21 protein-coding genes are annotated in these 18,046 nt (G+C 65.9%); 16 read left to right on the top strand and 5 right to left on the bottom strand.

Translation table 11 applies throughout. The annotated features are described in order from the left end of the window. Nucleotides 1–3: 3 nt before the first annotated feature. From VGT77_RS13655 to VGT77_RS13700, 10 genes are all read left to right on the top strand, one after another. The gene (locus VGT77_RS13655; protein ID WP_327463500.1) at nucleotides 4–1,311 is read left to right on the top strand and encodes a flagellar hook protein FlgE; all 1,308 of its coding nucleotides are present in this window, start codon (nucleotides 4–6) and stop codon (nucleotides 1,309–1,311) included. 26 nt (nucleotides 1,312–1,337) lie between these two features. Further along, complete coding sequence (locus VGT77_RS13660) at nucleotides 1,338–2,078, top strand: flagellar basal body rod protein FlgF (RefSeq protein WP_327463502.1); 741 nt, start codon at nucleotides 1,338–1,340, stop codon at nucleotides 2,076–2,078. A 13-nt stretch (nucleotides 2,079–2,091) separates the two neighbouring features. Next, on the top strand, nucleotides 2,092–2,880 hold the full coding sequence (gene flgG, locus VGT77_RS13665; RefSeq protein ID WP_327463504.1) for a flagellar basal-body rod protein FlgG: 789 nt from the start codon (nucleotides 2,092–2,094) through the stop codon (nucleotides 2,878–2,880). 4 nt (nucleotides 2,881–2,884) lie between these two features. Further along, nucleotides 2,885–3,589 (top strand): flagellar basal body L-ring protein FlgH, encoded by a 705-nt coding sequence (locus VGT77_RS13670; protein WP_327463506.1) that lies wholly within the window; start codon nucleotides 2,885–2,887, stop codon nucleotides 3,587–3,589. Continuing rightward, the gene (locus VGT77_RS13675; RefSeq protein WP_327463508.1) at nucleotides 3,589–4,677 is read left to right on the top strand and encodes a flagellar basal body P-ring protein FlgI; all 1,089 of its coding nucleotides are present in this window, start codon (nucleotides 3,589–3,591) and stop codon (nucleotides 4,675–4,677) included. The genes VGT77_RS13670 and VGT77_RS13675 overlap by 1 nt, the downstream gene beginning before the upstream one ends. Beyond that, nucleotides 4,674–5,000 (top strand): rod-binding protein, encoded by a 327-nt coding sequence (locus tag VGT77_RS13680; protein WP_327463510.1) that lies wholly within the window; start codon nucleotides 4,674–4,676, stop codon nucleotides 4,998–5,000. The genes VGT77_RS13675 and VGT77_RS13680 overlap by 4 nt, the downstream gene beginning before the upstream one ends. Beyond that, a complete protein-coding gene (locus VGT77_RS13685) occupies nucleotides 4,997–6,601 on the top strand; it encodes a flagellar hook-associated protein FlgK (protein ID WP_327463512.1) in 1,605 nt (534 codons plus the stop codon). The genes VGT77_RS13680 and VGT77_RS13685 overlap by 4 nt, the downstream gene beginning before the upstream one ends. 3 nt (nucleotides 6,602–6,604) lie before the next feature. Then, entirely contained in the window at nucleotides 6,605–7,531 is a 927-nt protein-coding gene (gene flgL, locus VGT77_RS13690) for a flagellar hook-associated protein FlgL (RefSeq protein ID WP_327463514.1), read from the top strand. Nucleotides 7,532–7,794: 263 nt separating this feature from the next. Further along, nucleotides 7,795–8,658 (top strand): flagellar motor stator protein MotA, encoded by an 864-nt coding sequence (gene motA, locus VGT77_RS13695; RefSeq protein WP_327463516.1) that lies wholly within the window; start codon nucleotides 7,795–7,797, stop codon nucleotides 8,656–8,658. A 1-nt stretch (nucleotide 8,659) separates the two neighbouring features. Next, on the top strand, nucleotides 8,660–9,538 hold the full coding sequence (locus VGT77_RS13700; protein ID WP_327463518.1) for a flagellar motor protein MotB: 879 nt from the start codon (nucleotides 8,660–8,662) through the stop codon (nucleotides 9,536–9,538). 66 nt (nucleotides 9,539–9,604) lie between these two features. Here the strand turns inward: VGT77_RS13700 and VGT77_RS13705 are convergent, their stop codons facing one another. The 3 genes from VGT77_RS13705 to rpmB form a co-directional block, all read right to left on the bottom strand. Further along, on the bottom strand, nucleotides 9,605–9,985 hold the full coding sequence (locus VGT77_RS13705) for a glycine zipper 2TM domain-containing protein (RefSeq protein WP_327463520.1): 381 nt from the start codon (nucleotides 9,983–9,985) through the stop codon (nucleotides 9,605–9,607). A gap of 111 nt (nucleotides 9,986–10,096) precedes the next feature. Next, nucleotides 10,097–10,468 carry a RidA family protein gene (locus VGT77_RS13710; RefSeq protein ID WP_327463522.1) on the bottom strand — a complete coding sequence of 124 codons (372 nt, stop codon included), beginning with the start codon at nucleotides 10,466–10,468 and terminating at the stop codon, nucleotides 10,097–10,099. A 151-nt stretch (nucleotides 10,469–10,619) separates the two neighbouring features. Next, nucleotides 10,620–10,907, bottom strand: a complete 288-nt coding sequence (rpmB, locus tag VGT77_RS13715; protein ID WP_327463524.1) for a 50S ribosomal protein L28 — start codon at nucleotides 10,905–10,907, stop codon at nucleotides 10,620–10,622. Between the two features lie 136 nt (nucleotides 10,908–11,043). Here rpmB and VGT77_RS13720 point away from each other — a divergent pair, with 136 nt between their 5' ends. The 6 genes from VGT77_RS13720 to dinB all read left to right on the top strand — a co-directional run bounded on the left by VGT77_RS13720 (nucleotide 11,044) and on the right by dinB (nucleotide 15,529). Then, on the top strand, nucleotides 11,044–11,292 hold the full coding sequence (locus VGT77_RS13720; protein ID WP_327463526.1) for a hypothetical protein: 249 nt from the start codon (nucleotides 11,044–11,046) through the stop codon (nucleotides 11,290–11,292). Further along, the gene (locus tag VGT77_RS13725; protein WP_327463528.1) at nucleotides 11,289–11,459 is read left to right on the top strand and encodes a YqaE/Pmp3 family membrane protein; all 171 of its coding nucleotides are present in this window, start codon (nucleotides 11,289–11,291) and stop codon (nucleotides 11,457–11,459) included. The genes VGT77_RS13720 and VGT77_RS13725 overlap by 4 nt, the downstream gene beginning before the upstream one ends. A 39-nt stretch (nucleotides 11,460–11,498) precedes the next feature. Beyond that, a complete protein-coding gene (locus VGT77_RS13730) occupies nucleotides 11,499–11,927 on the top strand; it encodes a nucleoside deaminase (RefSeq protein WP_414713420.1) in 429 nt (142 codons plus the stop codon). 69 nt (nucleotides 11,928–11,996) lie between these two features. Next, nucleotides 11,997–13,190 (top strand): acyl-CoA dehydrogenase, encoded by a 1,194-nt coding sequence (locus tag VGT77_RS13735; RefSeq protein ID WP_327463532.1) that lies wholly within the window; start codon nucleotides 11,997–11,999, stop codon nucleotides 13,188–13,190. Between the two features lie 75 nt (nucleotides 13,191–13,265). Further along, nucleotides 13,266–14,420, top strand: coding sequence for a CaiB/BaiF CoA-transferase family protein (locus VGT77_RS13740; protein WP_327463997.1), 1,155 nt, complete (start codon nucleotides 13,266–13,268; stop codon nucleotides 14,418–14,420). 35 nt (nucleotides 14,421–14,455) lie between these two features. Further along, nucleotides 14,456–15,529: a DNA polymerase IV gene (dinB, locus tag VGT77_RS13745; RefSeq protein WP_327463534.1), complete on the top strand. Its 1,074-nt coding sequence runs from the start codon at nucleotides 14,456–14,458 to the stop codon at nucleotides 15,527–15,529. 109 nt (nucleotides 15,530–15,638) lie between these two features. Here the strand turns inward: dinB and VGT77_RS13750 are convergent, their stop codons facing one another. Together VGT77_RS13750 and VGT77_RS13755 are read right to left on the bottom strand one after the other, a co-directional pair. Further along, nucleotides 15,639–17,069, bottom strand: a complete 1,431-nt coding sequence (locus VGT77_RS13750; protein ID WP_327463536.1) for a S41 family peptidase — start codon at nucleotides 17,067–17,069, stop codon at nucleotides 15,639–15,641. A 20-nt stretch (nucleotides 17,070–17,089) separates the two neighbouring features. Beyond that, on the bottom strand, nucleotides 17,090–17,974 hold the full coding sequence (locus VGT77_RS13755; RefSeq protein WP_327463538.1) for a class I SAM-dependent methyltransferase: 885 nt from the start codon (nucleotides 17,972–17,974) through the stop codon (nucleotides 17,090–17,092). Nucleotides 17,975–18,046 lie beyond the last annotated feature (72 nt).

The following is an 18,046-nucleotide window of genomic DNA, read 5'->3' on the forward strand; positions in this document are numbered from 1 at the left end:
CCGATGTCGTTCTACACTTCACTGTCCGGCCTGCAGGGCGCCCAGACCGAGCTCTCGACGATCTCGCACAATCTGGCGAACGCCGGCACCAACGGCTTCAAGCGCTCGAAGGTCGAGTTCGGCGACGTGATCGCGTCCACCGCGACCAAGAGCCCGAACCAGCTGATCGGCTCCGGTTCCTATGTGAAGAGCATCCGCCAGCAATATTCTCAGGGCGGGCTGCAGCAGTCGCAATCCTCGCTCGACCTCGCCATTTCGGGCGAGGGCTTCTTCGTCGTCAAGCCGAACCCGAATACGAGCGAGATCGCGTTTACCCGCAACGGCTCCTTCTCGGTTTCGGCCGACCGGTTCGTCGTCGACAGCCAGGGCTCGACCGTCCAGGTCTACCCGGTTGACGGCAGCGGCACCGTGGTCGCCACCGGCATCGATGAGACCGTCGCGCTGCGCCTGCCGCAGACCAGCGGCACGCCCAAGGCGACCACCGAAGCCAAGGTGTCGGTCAACCTGTCGGCCAATGCGCCGATCCCGGCCAATGACCCGCAATGGACGGCGGCAAGCCCCTATGCGTTCAGCCGCTTCGATCCGGAGACGTATAATTTCTCCTCGTCGACCGTGATCTACGACTCGGTGGGCAATCCGAACACGCTGACGAACTACTATGTCCGGCAGACCGCGCCGGGCGGCACGAACACCAACAGCGACTGGCTCGTCTACACCTTTGTCGGCGGCCAGCAGCTGTCTGCCAATGCGACCCAGCAGACTCCGCCCGTGCCGCTGACTTTGCGGTTCGACGCGAACGGTGTGCTGCAGACTCCGGGGGGGCCGACGACGTTCGCGACCTTTACTCCGCCGAACGCGGCGCCGCAGGATATGACGATCAACTTCGCGATCGCCACCACCCAACGCCCTTCGGCCTTCACCATCATTGCGCAGAGCCAGAATGGCGAGCCGATCGGACAGCTCCAGGGCGTCACCGTCGATGCGAACGGCCTGGTCAAGGCAAGCTTTTCGAACGGCACCAACCAGGCGCTCGGCAAGGTCGTGCTCGCACAGTTCGCCAACAATGAAGGCCTGCGCCAGATCGGGAACAGCTATTGGTCGGCTTCGGGTCTCTCCGGCGCGGCGACGCTCGGCCAGGCGGGGGAAGGCGGCTTCGGCAACATCATGGCCGGCGCGATCGAACGGTCGAACGTCGACATGACCGAAGAACTGGTCGGCCTGATCGCCGCCCAGCGCAACTTCCAGGCCAATGCCAAGGCGATCGATACCGCCAACCAGCTTGGCCAGACCATCATCAACATCCGCAGCTAACGAGACGAGAGGCCTAGGGGCGATCGATGGATAGACTGGTCTACACCGCCTATTCGGGTCTGCGCAGCCGCATGGCCGCGCAGGCAGCGATCGCCAACAACATGGCGAATGCGTCGACGATCGGCTTTCGCGGCGACAAGGTCGCGTTCGAGCAGCTGGCGCTGCGCGGCGGCTCGGTCGAAGCGCGTTCGCTGACCGCCGGCGAAGTGATCGACGCCGACCGCAAGAACGGCGCCGTGATCTCGACCGGCCGCGATCTCGACATCGCCATGGAAGGCGATGCCTGGATGGCCGTTCAGGCAGCGGACGGCGAGGAAGGCTATACCCGCCGCGGCGATCTTTCGATCTCCCCCTCCGGCGTGCTGCAGACCGGCGACGGCTTTCCCGTCATCGGCGGCAGCGGGCCGATCACCATCCCGCCCGCGTCCAAAGTGACCATCGGTCCGGATGGATCGGTGCTGGTCGTTCCGCCCGGCGGCGAGCTCGACAAGCCTCAAGCCGTCGACAAGCTGAAGCTGGTCGATCCCAAGGGCAGCGAGACGGTCAAGGGCACCGACAATCTGCTGCGCGTGAAGGGCGGCGGCGCGCTGCCCGAAAACCTCGACGCGAAGGTGATGGGCGGCAAGCTCGAACAGTCCAACGTGAACATCACCGACACGCTCGTTCAGATGATCGAGAACCAGCGCTCCTACGAAGTGCAGGCCAAGCTCCTCGCGAGCGCCAAGGACATGGACGATGGCGGCGCATCCCTGATGCGCATGCCGTGAAAGGACAGATGAAATGACCACCGCCGCGATGCACATCGCCCGCACGGGCCTGGACGCTCAGAATGAGCGGATGCGCGTGATCTCCAACAACCTGGCGAACGTCAACACGACCGGGTTCAAGCGCGACCGTGCCGCGTTCGAGACGCTTGCCTATCAGACGGTCACCGCCAATGGCGCGCCGAGCACGTCCGAAACCAAATATGCGACGGGGCTCAACCTCGGCACCGGCGTTCGCATCCAAGGCACGGCTCGCATCGAAACCCAAGGCTCGCTTCAGACCACGGGCAACTCGCTCGACCTGGCTCTGGACGGCAACGGCTATTTCCAGGTCCAGCTGCCCGGCGGCCAGATCGGCTATACGCGTTCCGGCAACTTCACCCGCTCGCCCGAAGGCCTGATGGTCACCAGCGAGGGCTATCAGGTGCAGCCGGGCATCACCATCCCGGAGGGCACGACCCAGATCACGATCGGCGTGGACGGCACCGTGTCCGCGCAGGTGCAGGGGCAGACCGCGCCGACCGAGGTGGGCCAGCTCCAGGTCGCGACCTTCCAGAACCCGGCCGGCCTGCAGCCGATGGGCGGCAACTTCCTGATCGAAACGGCCGCCAGCGGTGCCGCAAATCTTGGCGTCGCTGGCCTGGAAGGGCGCGGCAGCATTCGCCAGGGCATGCTCGAAGGCTCCAACGTCAATGTCGTCGAAGAACTCGTCGACATGATCGAGACCCAGCGCGCCTATGAGGTCAACTCGAAGATGATCTCGGCCACCGACCAGATGCTGCAATATGCCAACCAGAACCTCTAAGGTGATGGCGCGGACCCCGTTCCCCGGCGCAGGCCGGGGTCCAGTTCGGCGCAGCTGGATCCCGGCCTTCGCCGGGGCACTCCTTGTTCTGTTCGCCACCCCCGCTTTCGCCAAGAAGGAGCCGAAGGTGGATTACGCGCCCGTCGCCCCGGCGCTGGCGCCGCCGCCTCCCGCGAACGGCTCCATCTTCCAGGCCAGCCAGGGTTATGCCGCGTTGGTCGAAGGGCCCCGCGCGCGCCGCGTCGGCGATCCGCTGACGATCGTGCTGACCGAGCGGACGGTCGCGCAAAAGGACGTCTCGTCCAAGTCAGGCCGCGACGGCAATATCGGCCTGACCCCGCCGAGCGTCGGCCCCCTGTCGCTGTTCGACCCGGCCGAGGCCGCCGCGTCGGGCACGCAGAAGTTCAACGGCAACGGCACCGCCACCCAGTCGAACAGCCTGTCCGGCGAAGTCAGCGTCACCGTCGCGGAAGTCTTCCCCAACGGCACCATGCTGGTGCGCGGGCAGAAGCGCTTGACTCTCAACCGCGGCGACGAATGGGTGCAGATCTCGGGCATCATCCGGATCGCGGACATCGACTTCAACAATCGCGTGCCCTCCACGCGCGTGGCGGATGCTCGCATCACCTACACCGGCCGCGGCGACCTTCACCGGCAGAGCCGGCCGGGCTGGCTGCAGCGCTTCTTCTCGCTCGTGAGTCCCTTCTGATGATCCGCTTCCTGATCGCGCTCCTCGCCCTGATCGCCGCGCCGGCTTCCGCCGAGCGGATCAAGGACCTGGGCTCCTTCGCGGGTGTCCGTCCGAACCAGCTGGTCGGCTATGGCATCGTGGTTGGGCTGGCTGGCACGGGTGACGACAATCTGGAATATACCGTGCAGTCGATGAAGGGCGTGACCTCGCGCTTCGGCATCAACCTGCCGGCGGGCATCAATCCGGGCCTGAAGAACGCCGCGGCGGTGATGGTCACCGCCGAACTGCCTGCATTCGCCAAGCCGGGCCAGCGGATCGACGTCACTGTCGCCGCGATCGGCAAGGCCAAGTCCCTGCGCGGCGGCAGCCTGTTGCTGGTCCCGCTCCAAGGCGCTGACGGCAACATCTATGCGATGGCTCAGGGCTCGCTCGCGGTCGGTGGCCTGGGGGTCGAAGGCGCCGACGGCTCCAAGCTGACGGTCAACGTGCCGAGCTCCGGCCGGATACCGGACGGTGCGACGGTCGAGCGCGCCGTGGACACCGGCTTCGCGACGAGCGAAGATCTGCGCTTCAACCTGGCCAAGGCCGACTTCACGACAGCCGAGCGCGTCGCCGAGGCGATCAACAAGCGCTTCGGCGCGGGCACGGCGCGTTCGCTCGATGCTGTCTCCGTGGCGATCAAGGCTCCCCAGGGCGCGGAAGTGCGCACGGCGCTGATGAGCGAAGTGCAGAACCTGAATGTCGTCGCCGCCGAAGCGGCGGCGCGGGTGATCGTCAATGCCAGGACGGGCACCGTCGTGATCAACTCGGCCGTGCGGGTCAGCCCCGTTGCCGTGACCCATGGCCGCCTAACTGTCCGCGTCGACGAAGCGCCCCGTGTCTCGCAGCCGGCCCCCTTCTCCAACGGCCAGACCGCCGTCGAGCAGCGCAGCAATGTCCAGGTCGAGGAACAGGCCAACCCCATGTTCATGCTGGATCCGGGTCCGAAGCTCGCCGATATCGTCAAGGCGGTGAACGGCATCGGCGCCACGCCCGCCGACCTGGTCGCGATATTGGAAGCGCTGAAGGAAGCGGGCGCGCTCAAGGCGGAGCTGATCGTCCTGTGAGCGCGCTGCCGCCCCTCCAGGCGCCGATCGCCGGCAGCCCCAGCGTCGCCGCCGACACCAGTCGGCTGGCGACCAAGGAGAATCTCGAAAAGGCGGCAGCCAAGTTCGAGGCTTTGTTCATCCACCAGATGCTCAAATCCGCCCGCGCGGCGAAGCTGGACGACGGGCTGTTCGACAGCGAAGCGCTCGACCAGTTCCGCGACATGCAGGATGCTAAGCTTGCGGAAACCATTTCCGTTCATACCCCGATGGGCATCGGCAAGGCGCTTGCCGACTTCCTGGCGCAGAACCGCCCGGACCTGAAAGGGGATGAGCCCAAATGAGCGACCTGCTCTCGCTCGGCGCCAGCGGCGTGCGTGCCTATCAGCTGGCGATGAACGTCGTCGGTGAGAATATCGCCAATGCGACGACCAAAGGCTATGTCCGGCGCAATCCGGTGCTGACCGAAGCCTCTGCGGGCGCCGGGTCCTACATCCTTCTCAACAACCTCAATATCGGCCAGGGCGTGATCGCTGGCGGCGTCGGACGGCAGTGGGACGATTTCCGCGCCGCCGACGTGCGCACCGGCACCTCGGAAGCGGGCCGGACCGGCGAGACCATGGTGTGGCTCGACCGGATGGAAAAGCTGCTCGGCGGCACCGACATCGGCGGCTCGCTGACACGCTTCTTCAACGCGGCGGAAGGCATCGCCGCCGACCCGACCGGCATCGCGCCGCGCACGGCCATGATCGATGCGGCCGGCGGCGTCGCTGCTGCCTTCACCGCCACCGCCACCGGGCTGGCGACGATCGACGCCGATCTTCGCGCCTCCGCGATGCAGGCCGTGGAGCGGCTGAGCGGCTTCGCCGCGGGGCTTGCCGAGGCCAATGTCGGTCTCGCGAAAGTGCGGGCAGGCAGCAACGAGCAGGCGCAGTTGCTCGATCAGCGCGACCGCATGATCGACGAGCTGAGCGCGCTGGGCTCCATCCACGTCAGCCTCGATGACCGCGGCGTGGCGACCGTCCGCATCAACGACAGCACCGGCCCGGTGCTCGTCGCGGGATCGGCAACACGCAAGATCGGCGCGGAGTTCAACGCGTCCGGTACGCTCGGCCTGGTCTTCGACCCGGTCTATGCGCCAGAAGCTTTCGCCTTTCGCGGCGGCGCCATCGGCGGCTTGGCGGAAGCCAGCGCCCGCGTTGTCGACATGCGCGCGCAGATCGCGACCTTGGCGACGGCGGTCGCGGAGGGCGTCAACCAGGTCCAGGCGGCAGGTATCGACCTGAACGGTGCCGCGGGCGCCGCCTTGTTCGACGCGAGCGCCGGCGGCGGGATGCTGGCGGTGAACCCGCTGGGGGCGCGTCAGATCGCCGCCGCCCGCCCGTGGACGGTCACCGGCGGCGCAAGCAATGCCGGCAGCGCCGCGCTTCAGGCAGCAACGGCCACCAGCGGCTCGCCGCTTGCCTCCACCCGCATCACGGTCAGCGGCGGCGTGCTGACCGCGATCGATCCGGTCACCAACAACGTGATCGGCACGGCCGCGTTCACCGCCGGCACGCCCGTCACCATCGCCGGTCTCTCCCTGACCCTGTCCGGTACGCCAGCAGATGGGGACAGCTTCACGGTGGCGGCAACCCGTCCCGGCAGCCGCGACAATGGCAATCTCGCCGGCTTTGCGGCGCTCCGCACCGGAGCGCGTTACGAAGGCCAGGCCAATGATTTGTTCAACGCCAATGCTTCGGCGCTTGCCGCGAAAAAGCAGGTGGCGGAGGCGCAGGGCGTGATCCTTGAAGGCGCCCTTGCCGCTCGCGACGCGATTTCCGGCGTCAATCTCGACAATGAGGCGGTCGAACTGATGCGCTTCCAACAGGCCTATTCGGCATCGAGCCGGATTATCCAGGTCGCGCGGGACACGTTCGACTCGCTCCTCCAGGCAGTAGGCTAAGCCATGCAGATCGGCACCGGATATTTCTTCGACTCGCGCAATCGCCAGATGGGCGCGCTCAACGGCAATGCCGCTCGGCTGCAGGAGCAGATCGCGACCGGCAAGCGTATGTCCGCGCCGTCGGAGGACCCGGTCACTGCCGGCCGCCTGGCGCGGCTCAGCATCACCCAGGCCGATCAAACCCAGTTCGCGTCGAACGTGAAGCTCGCCCAGTCGCTGCTCGCCCAGTCGGACAACGCGCTGGAAAGCATTGCCAACAATCTCCAGCGCGCGCAGGAGCTTGCGGTCCGCGCCAACACAGACACGCTGAACGACAGCAATCGCGCCGCGATCGGCAAGGAACTGGAGGCTATCCTCGAGGATCTGCTGAGCCTTGCCAACTCGACCGACTTGCGCGGCGAGGCGCTGTTCGGGGGCAGCGCGACGGGGCAGCCCTATGTGCGGGCGAATGACGGCAGCATCGCCTTTGCGGGCACCGGCGAGGCCCCGCCCGTGCCGATCGGTGCTGGCGTTTCGATCCAGGCGACCGAAAGCGGCCCGCGCCTGTTCGAAGGCGTGACGGTCGGTGGTGCCGCCAGCGACATGTTCAAGATCGTCGGCGACCTCGCCAAGGCGCTCGCGCCAGGCGGCAGCGCTGACAAGGCGGCGCTCAAGCAGGCGCTGGCAACCGGCACCGAGGGGCTCACCAAAGCCTCCGAGAAAATCTATGCCGGGCGAGCCTCGATCGGCGCGCGCGCCGCGCGGCTCGACATCGAAGCGGAACGGCTTGCCCAGGCGAAGACCGACAATGACCTGGAACGGGCGGGCCTTGAAGGCACCGACATCCAGTCCACGGTCATCGAGCTGCAGAAGACGATGCTGGCGCTGCAAGCGACCCAGGCGAGCTTCTCAAAGCTTAGCCAGCTCAGCCTGTTCGACTATCTGCGCTGACGCGCACTTCACGTCATCCCGAACTTGTTTCGGGAATAGGGTGTCCACGTGACGCATCTTTCGGCGCTGGCCCGCACGCATCCCGCGGCCCTACCCTTATCGCGAAACGAGTTAGGGATGACGCCCCGGTCTTCTTCGATTTTTCCGTACCTTACCGCCGCTTTAACCAACATTCTTCCTCAAGATTGCACGGCTAATGCCGTCTTAGGGATCGAGCGCGGGCGGGTCCGCGAAAGCGTGCAAGTGGAGGCGGCGAAAGCCCGATGTTTCCTGTAATCGGTCTGGTCGTCCTCATCGCCATGGTGTTCGGCGGGTTCGCCATCACTGGCGGCGCGCTGGGGCCCGTGCTGCATGCGCTGCCGCACGAGATGCTGATCATCGGCGGCGCCGCGGTCGGTGCGCTCATCATCGGCAACAGCGGCAAGCAGCTGAAGGCGCTCGGCGGTGGCCTCGGCAAGGCGTTCAAGGGCCCGACCTACACCAAGCAGGATTTCCTCGACGTCATCTTTCTCGTCTCGCGGCTGATGAAGATGCTGCGCGTCGAAGGTCCGATCGCGCTTGAGCCGCATGTCGAGGACCCGAAATCGAGCGCCATCTTCGCCGAATATCCGAAGCTGCTGAAGGACTCGGCGCTGATCCACCTGATCGCCGACACGCTGCGGCTGGTCGTGGTCTCGTCGGGAACGCTCGACGTCCATGCGGTCGAGGAAGTGGTCGATAACTCGCTGAAGACGCATCACCACGAGACGATGGGCCCGGCCCATCAGCTGCAGACGCTGGCCGATGCGCTGCCCGCGCTCGGCATCGTCGCGGCCGTGCTCGGCGTGGTGAAGACGATGGGCTCGATCGACAAGCCGCCGGCGATCCTGGGCGGCATGATCGGGTCGGCGCTGGTCGGCACCTTTCTGGGCGTGCTGCTCGCTTACGGCATCGTTGCGCCGCTCGCCGGCCGGCTGAAGCACGTCATGGAAGAAGACGCGGCCATCTACCAGACGGTCAAGCAGATCATCATCGCGTCGCTGCACGGCCACCCGCAGCCGCTGGTGATCGAGGCCGCGCGCTCTGGCATCGCGCACGCCAAGCAGCCGAGCTTCGCCGAAGTGTTCGACGGCCTGCGCGGCAAGTAAGATGGCCAAGCGCGCGACCATTCCGGCGCGGCCCGGATCCAACGAGCCGCCCAAGATCATCGTCAAGAAGATCGTCGAAGGCGAGCATGGTCACCATGGCGGCGCCTGGAAGGTCGCCTATGCCGACTTCGTAACCGCGATGATGGCCTTCTTCCTGCTGATGTGGCTGCTGGGCGCCACCACGGAGAAGCAGCGCAAGTCGATCGCCGACTATTTCTCTCCGACCCTGGTCGAGACGAAGCGCGAAAGCGCGGGCAGCAATGGGCTGCTTGGCGGCTCTTCGCTGACCGACCGCGACTCTTATCCGCACAAGGCGGCCCAGACCGGTACGCGCGCGCTGACCGTGCCGCTCGACGCGCAGGGCGGTCCGGATGCGGGCGGCGGCAGCCAGTTGCGCAAGGAAGACATGCAGCAATTCGCCAAGGTGAAAGCTAAGTTGAACGCTCAGCTGCAGACGGCGAAGCTCAGGAAGCTACGCAACCATGTGCGCTTCGTGCCCACCCGCGAAGGACTGCGCATCGACCTGATCGACAATGCCGATTATTCGATGTTCGCGCTCGGCACGACGGCGTTCAACCCGGAGGCGGCCGAGCTGGTGAGCACCGTCGCTCAAGCGGTCGCGGCGATGCCGAACCAGGTCTCGATCCGTGGCCATACCGACAGCCTGCCGTTTGGCGACCCGCGCGCGATGAACAACTGGATGCTGTCGAGCGGCCGCGCCGAAGCGACACGGCGCAAGCTGGCGATGGGCGGTGTGACGGAACGGCGCTTCGAGCGGATCGAAGGCGTTGCCGACCGCGATCCGTTCATCTCGAAGGACCCGTCCGACCCGCGAAATCGCCGCGTCTCGGTCACTTTGCTCTATCGCGGCTTTAGATAAGCAAAAGGCCGGAGCGTTTCCGCTCCGGCCTCCGTCTCCCCGCTAAGCCACCGGGGGAGAAATGCGTCAGCAGCGATTGCCGCTCCGTTCGATGGCGCGCCCGGCCAGCGCACCTGCGCCGGCGCCGACGATCGCGCCTGCCGTCTCGTCGCCCCTGCGGCCGACTGCGGCGTCACCGAGCAGACCGCCCACGATTGCACCGAGGATGGTGCCGGCCGTGCCGTTGCTGCGGCAGCGATAGCCGGCCTGGCGCGCATAGTTGCGATAGGCGCGGCGCTCAGCCCGGCGATAGTCGCGCCGCTCATAACGATCATCATAGCGATCGCCATAATAGCGTTCCGAGGCATAGCCGCGATCGTAGCGGTCACCATAATACTGGGCCTGGGCCGGAACCGCCGCTGCGGCCGTTGTCAGCGCTGCGCCGATGATCCCGATGGTCTTCAACATGACGTGTCTCCTCTTGCCCCTTGAGAGCTTGAGGACGATATGGCTGAACGGCCGTGATCCGAGGCTGAACGCGCAGGTTAGCTGAGGTTCAGGTTCGGCGGAATCATGTGTTTACTTGCTCTTGCGTGCGATCACCTTGATCTCGGTGATTCCACGATCGGGGATCAGGCGGGTGATCTCGATTGCGGTCCAGGCGAGCGCCGGCGGCTTCACGAACCGCTTCTTGACAGCGACGATCGCCGGCATCTGGCTCTGCAGATCGGTATGGTAGCTGGTCATTTCCAGCACATCGTCCCAACTGGCGCCTGCGCGGGCGAGGATGCCGGCAATACGCTCGAAGGTGCGCGTGTAGCTCGCCTCCACCGTCTCGCCTTCGCGCTGCCCTGCCACGACTCCGGAAAGATAGATCATGTCGCCGGAGACGACCGCATCGGCATAGCCCCAGTCTTCCTGGTTTTGCCGCCCCTGCGGATGCTCGGTCATGATCACCGTCGCCTGTTGGCGCGTACCCGCTAGCGCAGGTCCGGCCAGCAAGAGCGCGCGAGTGTGATGGTCTTCATCGGCTCTCCCAACAGCAAAAACCGGCCGGGAGCAGCCCGGCCGGTTTTGAACCTAGCAGAGAGGAAAGGGCGGCTTAAGCCGCCGCTTGCTGCTTCGCGAGCTCGCGCTTCAGCTTGCGGGCGGTTGGCCCGAGCTTGTCTTCGCTGGTCTTGGTCAGCCAATTGTCGAGGCCGCCGACATGCTCGACCGAACGCAGGCCGTGCGTCGAGACGCGCAGTTTGACGCTCTTGCCCAGCTTGTCGCTGATCAGCGTGACGTTCTGCAGGTTAGGCAGAAACGTGCGCTTGGTCTTGTTGTTGGCGTGGGAAACATTGTGACCCACCTGCCGGCCCTTGCCGGTCAGCTCGCAAATGCGCGACATGCGTGATTCTCTCTAAAGCTCGGGGTTGCCCGGAAAGCAGGCGCGCATAGCGGCAGCGGGCGCGTCCGTCAACTTGATGCAACCGTTTCGCCCGCGGCACGTTATCGCGATTCACATGGGTCAAGGGAGAAGAAGAATGCGTCCGTTGCTGACTATCGTTGCCGTCATTGTGCTGTTGCTGATCGTGGGTGTCGCGACAGGCTTTATCAATCTGAGCGGCCGCGGCGGCGACATGCCGGAAGTGAAGGTCGAAGGCGGCGCACTGCCCAAGGTCGATGCGGACGTGGGCGACGTCGATGTCGGCACCAAGAATGAGACGATCCAGGTTCCCACCATCGACGTCGACACTGCCAAGACGGACGCCGGGGAAGACAAGGACAAGTGAGACAGGGGGTGAGCCCGGGGGTGGTGGCCGGCGCCGTGCTGCTGCCGCCCCTGGGCGTGTACCTCGACCGGGGCATGGGCCGCGATTTCTGGATCGCGGCCGCCCTCACCTGCCTCGCCTGGCTACCGGGCGCGGCATATGCATTATGGACCGTGCTGGCGCGCTGACCTAAGCGCCGCACCATGGCCTTTCCACTGCCGGAGCCGATGAAGCGCGCCTTGGCCGCTGCCAGGCAAGCCGCAGTTGACGGCGAAGTGCCGGTGGGAGCCGTCATCATCCGCAACGGCGAAGTGCTGGCCGAAGCGGCGAACGCACCGCGCCGGCTGCACGACCCGACAGCGCATGCCGAGATGATCGCCATCCGTGCCGCCGCTGCGGCGATCGGCGAGGATCGGCTGCAGGAATGCGAACTGTGGGTGACGCTGGAGCCCTGCGCCATGTGCGCCGGCGCGATCGCCCTCGCCCGCATCCCCCGCCTCTATTATGGCGCCCCCGACCCTAAGGGCGGCGCGGTCGAGCACGGCGCGCGTGTGTTCGCCCAGCCGACCTGCCACCACCGGCCTGAAGTCTTTGCCGGCATCGGGGAGGCGGAGGCGGGAACGCTGCTGCGTGAATTCTTTGCCGGGCGCCGATAATGTCATGAGGCGCAAGCCTCGACTTGGCGCGGCTCAAACGGTTAGAGGAGCGGGCGAGGAGTTCGACACATGACCGCGCAACCGCTTGCCACGCTTCGCTGGGACGATCCCCTGCTGCTGGAAGACCAGCTGACGGACGAGGAGCGGGCGATTCGCGATGTCGCGCACGCCTATGCGCAAGAGCGTCTCCTGCCGCGCGTGATCGAGGCTTTCCGGGAGGAGAAGACCGACCGGACGATCTTCAACGAAATGGGCGAGCTGGGCCTGCTCGGCGTGACGCTGCCCGAGGATTATGGCTGCGCAGGCGCGTCCTATGTCGCCTATGGCCTGGTCGCGCGCGAGGTCGAGCGGGTCGACAGCGGCTATCGCTCGATGATGAGCGTGCAAAGCTCGCTCGTCATGTACCCCATCTATGCCTATGGCTCGGAGGAGCAGCGGCGGAAGTATCTGCCGAAGCTGGCAAGCGGCGAATGGGTGGGCTGTTTCGGCCTGACCGAGCCCGACGCCGGCTCCGATCCCGGCGGCATGCGGACGCGGGCGGAAAAGATCGAGGGCGGCTACCGCATCTCCGGCTCAAAGACCTGGATCTCGAACGCGCCCTTCGCCGATGTGTTCGTCATCTGGGCCAAGTCGGACGCGCATGACGGCGCCATTCGCGGCTTCGTAGTCGAGAAAGGCGCAAAGGGCCTCGACGCGCCCAAGATAGACGGCAAGCTTTCGCTGCGTGCCTCGATCACCGGCATGGTGATGATGGAGGGCGTCGAAGTCGGCGAGGACGCGCTGCTGCCCAATGTGCAGGGTCTGAAAGGCCCGTTCGGCTGCTTGAACAGAGCGCGCTACGGCATCAGTTGGGGCGCGATGGGCGCGGCCGAGGATTGCTGGCATCGCGCGCGCAGCTACACGCTGGAACGCAAGCAGTTCGGCCGGCCGCTCGCCCAGACCCAGCTCGTCCAGAAGAAGCTGGCTGACATGCAGACCGAGATCACGCTGGGGCTGCACGCATCGCTGCGCGTCGGTCGGCTGATGGACGAAGGCCGCTTTGCGCCGGAAATGGTGAGCCTCGTGAAGCGCAACAATTGCGGCAAAGCGCTCGAGATCGCGCGCATTGCCCGCGACATGCACGGCGGCAACGGCATTTCCGAAGAATATCATGTGATGCGCCACGTGATGAACCTGGAAACGGTCAACACCTATGAAGGCGCACATGATGTGCACGCCTTGATCCTCGGTCGCGCGCAGACAGGGCTGAATGCGTTCTTCTGACCGTCATTGCGAGGAGCGCAGCGACGAAGCAATCCAGCACCGACTCTGGATTGCTTCGCTGCGCTCGCAATGACGATGACAAAACCCCTTTCCGGCCTTCGCGTCCTCGAACTCGCACGCATTCTCGCCGGGCCCTGGGCCGGCCAGCTGCTCGCCGATCTGGGCGCCGACGTGATCAAGATCGAGCGGCGCGGCGCGGGCGACGACACGCGCGGGTGGGGGCCGCCCTTCGTGCAGGGCGCGGATGGCGAGCCGCTCTCTGCCGCCTATTATCATAGCTGCAATCGGGGCAAGCGTTCGGTCACTGCCGATTTCGAGAGTGATGCCGACATGGCGCGGGTGCGCGAACTCGCGGCCGAAGCCGATATCGTCATCGAGAATTTCAAGACTGGTGGGCTGAAGCGCTACGGCCTCGATTATGCCAGCCTTAACGCGTTGAACCCGCGCCTCATCTACTGCTCGATCACTGGCTTCGGCCAGACCGGGCCCTACGCGCCGCGCGCGGGCTATGACTATCTGATCCAAGCGATGGGCGGGATGATGAGCATCACCGGTATCGACGAGCCGACCCGCGCCGGCGTCGCCATCGCCGACCTGTTCACCGGCGTCTATTCCGCGACGGCCATCCTTGCGGCGGTCAACCGGCGCCACGAGACTGGCCAAGGCGCATGGATCGACATGGCGCTGCTGGACGTGCAAGCCTCCGTGCTCGCCAATCAGGCGATGAACTATCTGGTGTCCGGCATCGCGCCGGGCCTCACCGGCAACACCCATCCGAATGTCGTGCCCTATCAGCCGTTCGAGACGAGCGATGGGCGCGTGATCGTAGCGGTCGGCAATGACGGGCAGTTCGCGCGCTTTGCCGCATTGCTTGGCGTGCCGGAGCTGGCGGAGAGCCCCGACTTCAGGACCAACGCCGGCCGTATCACCAATCGCGAGCGGCTGATCCCGCTGCTGTCGGAACGCACCCGGCGTATGTCGCGCGACGCGCTGCTCGCTGGCCTCGAGCGCGAAGGCGTGCCAGGCGGCCCGATCAACGACATCGCGGACACTTTCGCGGACCCGCATGTTCAGGCGCGCAGCGTCAAGGTCGAATTGGAGGCGCCACATGTGGCCGGGGGCACGCTCGCGCAGGTGCGGTCGCCGATCATGATCGATGGCAAGCCGATGGTGGCGGACCGCGCGCCTCCTGCCCTTGGCGCCGACGACGCGGATTGGCGCTGGCGCTAGTTCCCTGTCTGTTCGCATCACGCTAGACTGGCGCGGTGAGTCCCACCCGCAAGATCATCCATGTCGACATGGACGCCTTCTTCGCGTCGGTGGAGCAGCATGACGATCCGACTCTGAAGGGAAAGCCGGTGGCGGTCGGCTCGCCAAGCCCTCGCGGAGTTGTGGCGGCCGCCAGCTATGAAGCGCGAGCGTTCGGTGTACGATCCGCGATGCCGTCGGTGACGGCCCTGAGGAAGTGTCCGGACCTGATCTTCGTGCGCGGCCATTTCGACCGCTACCGGGAGGCCTCACGGCAGATCCACGCGATCTTCGCCGACTATACCGACCTGATCCAGCCGCTCTCGCTCGACGAGGCCTATCTGGACGTGACCGCCAACAAGCGCGGCCTGCCGACCGCCTGGGCGACCGCCAAGGAGATCCGCGCGCGCATCCTGGAAGAGACCGGCCTCACCGCGTCCGCAGGCATCTCTTATAACAAGTTCCTGGCCAAGCTCGCGTCGGATCACCGCAAGCCGAACGGCCAGTTCGCGGTCACGCCGGACATGGGCGCAGCCTGGGTCGAGACGCTGCCGGTCAGCCGCTTCCACGGCGTGGGGCCGGTCACCGCCAAAAAGATGCAGCGCCTGGGGATCGAAACGGGCGCCGACCTGCGCGCCTGCTCGCTTGCCTTCCTGCAGCAGCACTTCGGCAGTTCGGCCGAATGGTATCACGCGATCGCGAGGGGCGAGGACCACCGCGAGGTGAACCCCTATCGCGAGCGCAAATCCTCAGGCTCTGAGACCACCTTCAACGAGGACCTGACCGATTCTGCCGCCATCGAGGCGGGCGTGCTCGGTCAGGCGGACGATGTCTGGGCCTGGTGCGAAAAGGCGCAATCCTTCGGCCGCACGGTGACGGTGAAGGTCAAATATGGCGACTTCCAGATCATCACCCGCAGCCGCACCCAGCCGGCGCCAGTGCGGAGCCGCGAAGCACTGCACACAGCGAGCCTGGCGCTGATCCGGTCGGTCCTGCCACCTGAAAAAGGCATCAGGCTGGTCGGAGTTACCCTGTCAAACTTCGTCACAGAGGAAGAGCTGGAGCCCGACCTGCTACCCTTGTTCGGCTGACCTTTCTTCTCTCTCGTCATTCCCGCGAAAGCGGGAACCCAGGAGTCACCACAAAAACAGCTGGGTCCCCGCTTTCGCGGGGATGACGATAGGTTCGAATGAATAGCGGCTAGAACAAGCCCGGCACTTCGCGCTGCGCGGTGGTTGGCGCTTCTGGCGACAGCAGCTGGCGGCGCGCGGCGAGGCTCTGGCCGCTCTGGCCTACCGCGATCGGTGTGCAGGTCCGGCCGGCGAGGAAATCGAGCGCCCGTGCCACCGAAGCCTCGCGCGGATCGCCAAGCGGATAGGTCACGTCGTCGGTTGCTGAGCAGCTGTTCGGCACCGTCGCTGCGAGACCGTTGAAATAAGCGTCCGAGTTGGCCGCGTTCTTCGTCGAGAAAGCAACGACGCGCAGCCGGTCGTCGCAGGCGGAGCGGTCGATGGCGATCTGTCCGACCGGCTTGCCATAGGTGTTGCTGCCAATGAGCGCCGTGTTCTGCGCCAGATAGGGTATCTGGGCATTGATCACGAGTTCGCTGGCCGAGGCTGTAGCTCCGGTGCCGATAAACGCCACTTTCATCGGTGCGATCGACTGAGCCTGGGGCTGGAAGAAGCGCGTCTCGTTGCGGGACGATTTCTCAGGCCGATAGGTGACGCGGCTCTGCACTTCGGAGGAGAAGCGGGCGCGGCCGAGCAGGTCGTTCAGCAGATAGGCGGTCGAGACCAGCCCGCCGCCATTGTAGCGAAAGTCGACGATCAGCTCGGTCACGCCGGCGGCGCGGAACTGGTCGAAGGCGGTGCGCAGCTGCGAGTCCGCGGTGGTGATGAAAGTGCGCAGATTAAGATAGCCGACCTTGCGCCCGCCATCCTCAATGATCCGCGCGCCATAACGGCTGGAGACCGGCTGAAGCGTATAGTCCGCCTTGGTCATGGTGACCTCGCGGATGCCTGCGGGGCCGCTGACGCGGATGGTACGGGTCACGCCGGCATTGCTGGGCCCGAGCGCGGCGGAGACGCCGCCGGTCCCTTCCGCCGCGATGATGTCGGAGACGAGGCGCAGATTCCCCGGCGTCTCGCCGATGGCGAGGATCTCGTCGCCGCGATCGAGTCCGTGGGCAAAGGCAGGCGCCCCCTCGAAGCTCTCAGCCACGAAGGCCCGCCGCTGCGCCGCGTCGGTCGACAGGCGGATGCCGAAGCCGGCCGTGCTGCCCGTGTTATAATAGGCCTCTTCTTCCTTGATCGAGGTCAGATAGGTGAAGAAGCGGTCCTTGCCCTGCGAACGGGCGGTTGCGGTCAGCGCGTCGATAAAGGCCTGAACGGTAGACTGGCCGCTCGGCGCCAGACTGGCGGGCAGCGTCTCCGGAAAGAGATACCATTCCTGCAGCACGTTCGCGGCCCAATTCTGCCGCGCGTCAAGCGAGCAGCTCGCACTCGATCCGCTGGAGGCCGGCGCCGGACTGGGCGCAGCCGCGCTGCCGCCGGGGGAGCCGCCACCACCGCCGCAAGATGAGAGAATCGCTGCCAAACTCAGCAGCGCGCCGAAATCACGCCAGCGCCTCAAGGGCAAAACTCCCCGCAAAGTCAGGAGCTTATAGCAGAACCCACGTCGTTCCGCCAGCGCGCCCAGATGGCGGTGGGCAGCAGCAGCCCGCGTGCCTCCTCGCGCACGGCGAGCTCACCCATTTCCACACGTCCGGGCAGGTCGGCGAACAGTTCCCGCACCAGCTGCCCTATCGACAGCGCCGACATGCGCACTGCATAAACCGTCAGGAACAGGAAGCGGGACTCCGCATCCAGCAGACACCGGCAGTCGGCGAGCAGCGGCGCGAGCTTCTCTTCGAGCCTCCACACCTCCCCTTCAGGGCCGCGACCGAACTTCGGCGGATCGAGGATGATGCCGTCATATCGCCGCCCCCGCCGCACTTCGCGTGCTGTGAACTTCGCCGCATCGTCGACGATCCAGCGGATCGGCCGGTCAGCCATTCCGGCCAGCGCCGCATTGGCGCGGCCGCCCTCGACGGATTTCTTCGATGCGTCGACATGCACCACTTCGGCGCCCGCCGCCGCGAGCGCGAGCGTGCCGACGCCGGTGTAGCCGAACAGGTTCATCGCGCTCTTCGGCTCCATGCCGCGCATCCAGGCCCAGACGGGTGCCATGTCCGGAAAGAAGCCGAGGTGGCGAAAGGGCGTGCACTGCGCGGTGAAGCGCACATCTTCCCAGCGCATCGGCCAGCCTTCGCGCGGCACCGGCCGGTCGAAGCGCCAGCGCCCGCCGCCTTCCTCGTCCGATCCGGGCACGAACTCCGCGTCGGCATTCCAGTCCGCCTGCGCCGGCGCCCACATCGCCTGCGGCTCGGGCCGGATGAAGCGGAAGCGGCCATAGCGCTCGAGCTTGCGGCCGTGGCCGGAGTCGACAAGCCCGTAATCCGACCACGGTTCAGCCACCAAAGTCTGGAGATCGCGCACCCTAAACTCCGCCTGCCCTGAGCCTGTCGAAGGGCTGCTTTTCTCTTTGGAAGCCCGTAAAGGAAAGCAGGG

It is taken from the genome of Sphingomonas sp. (assembly GCF_035944535.1).
Classification (GTDB): Bacteria; Pseudomonadota; Alphaproteobacteria; order Sphingomonadales; family Sphingomonadaceae; genus Sphingomonas_B.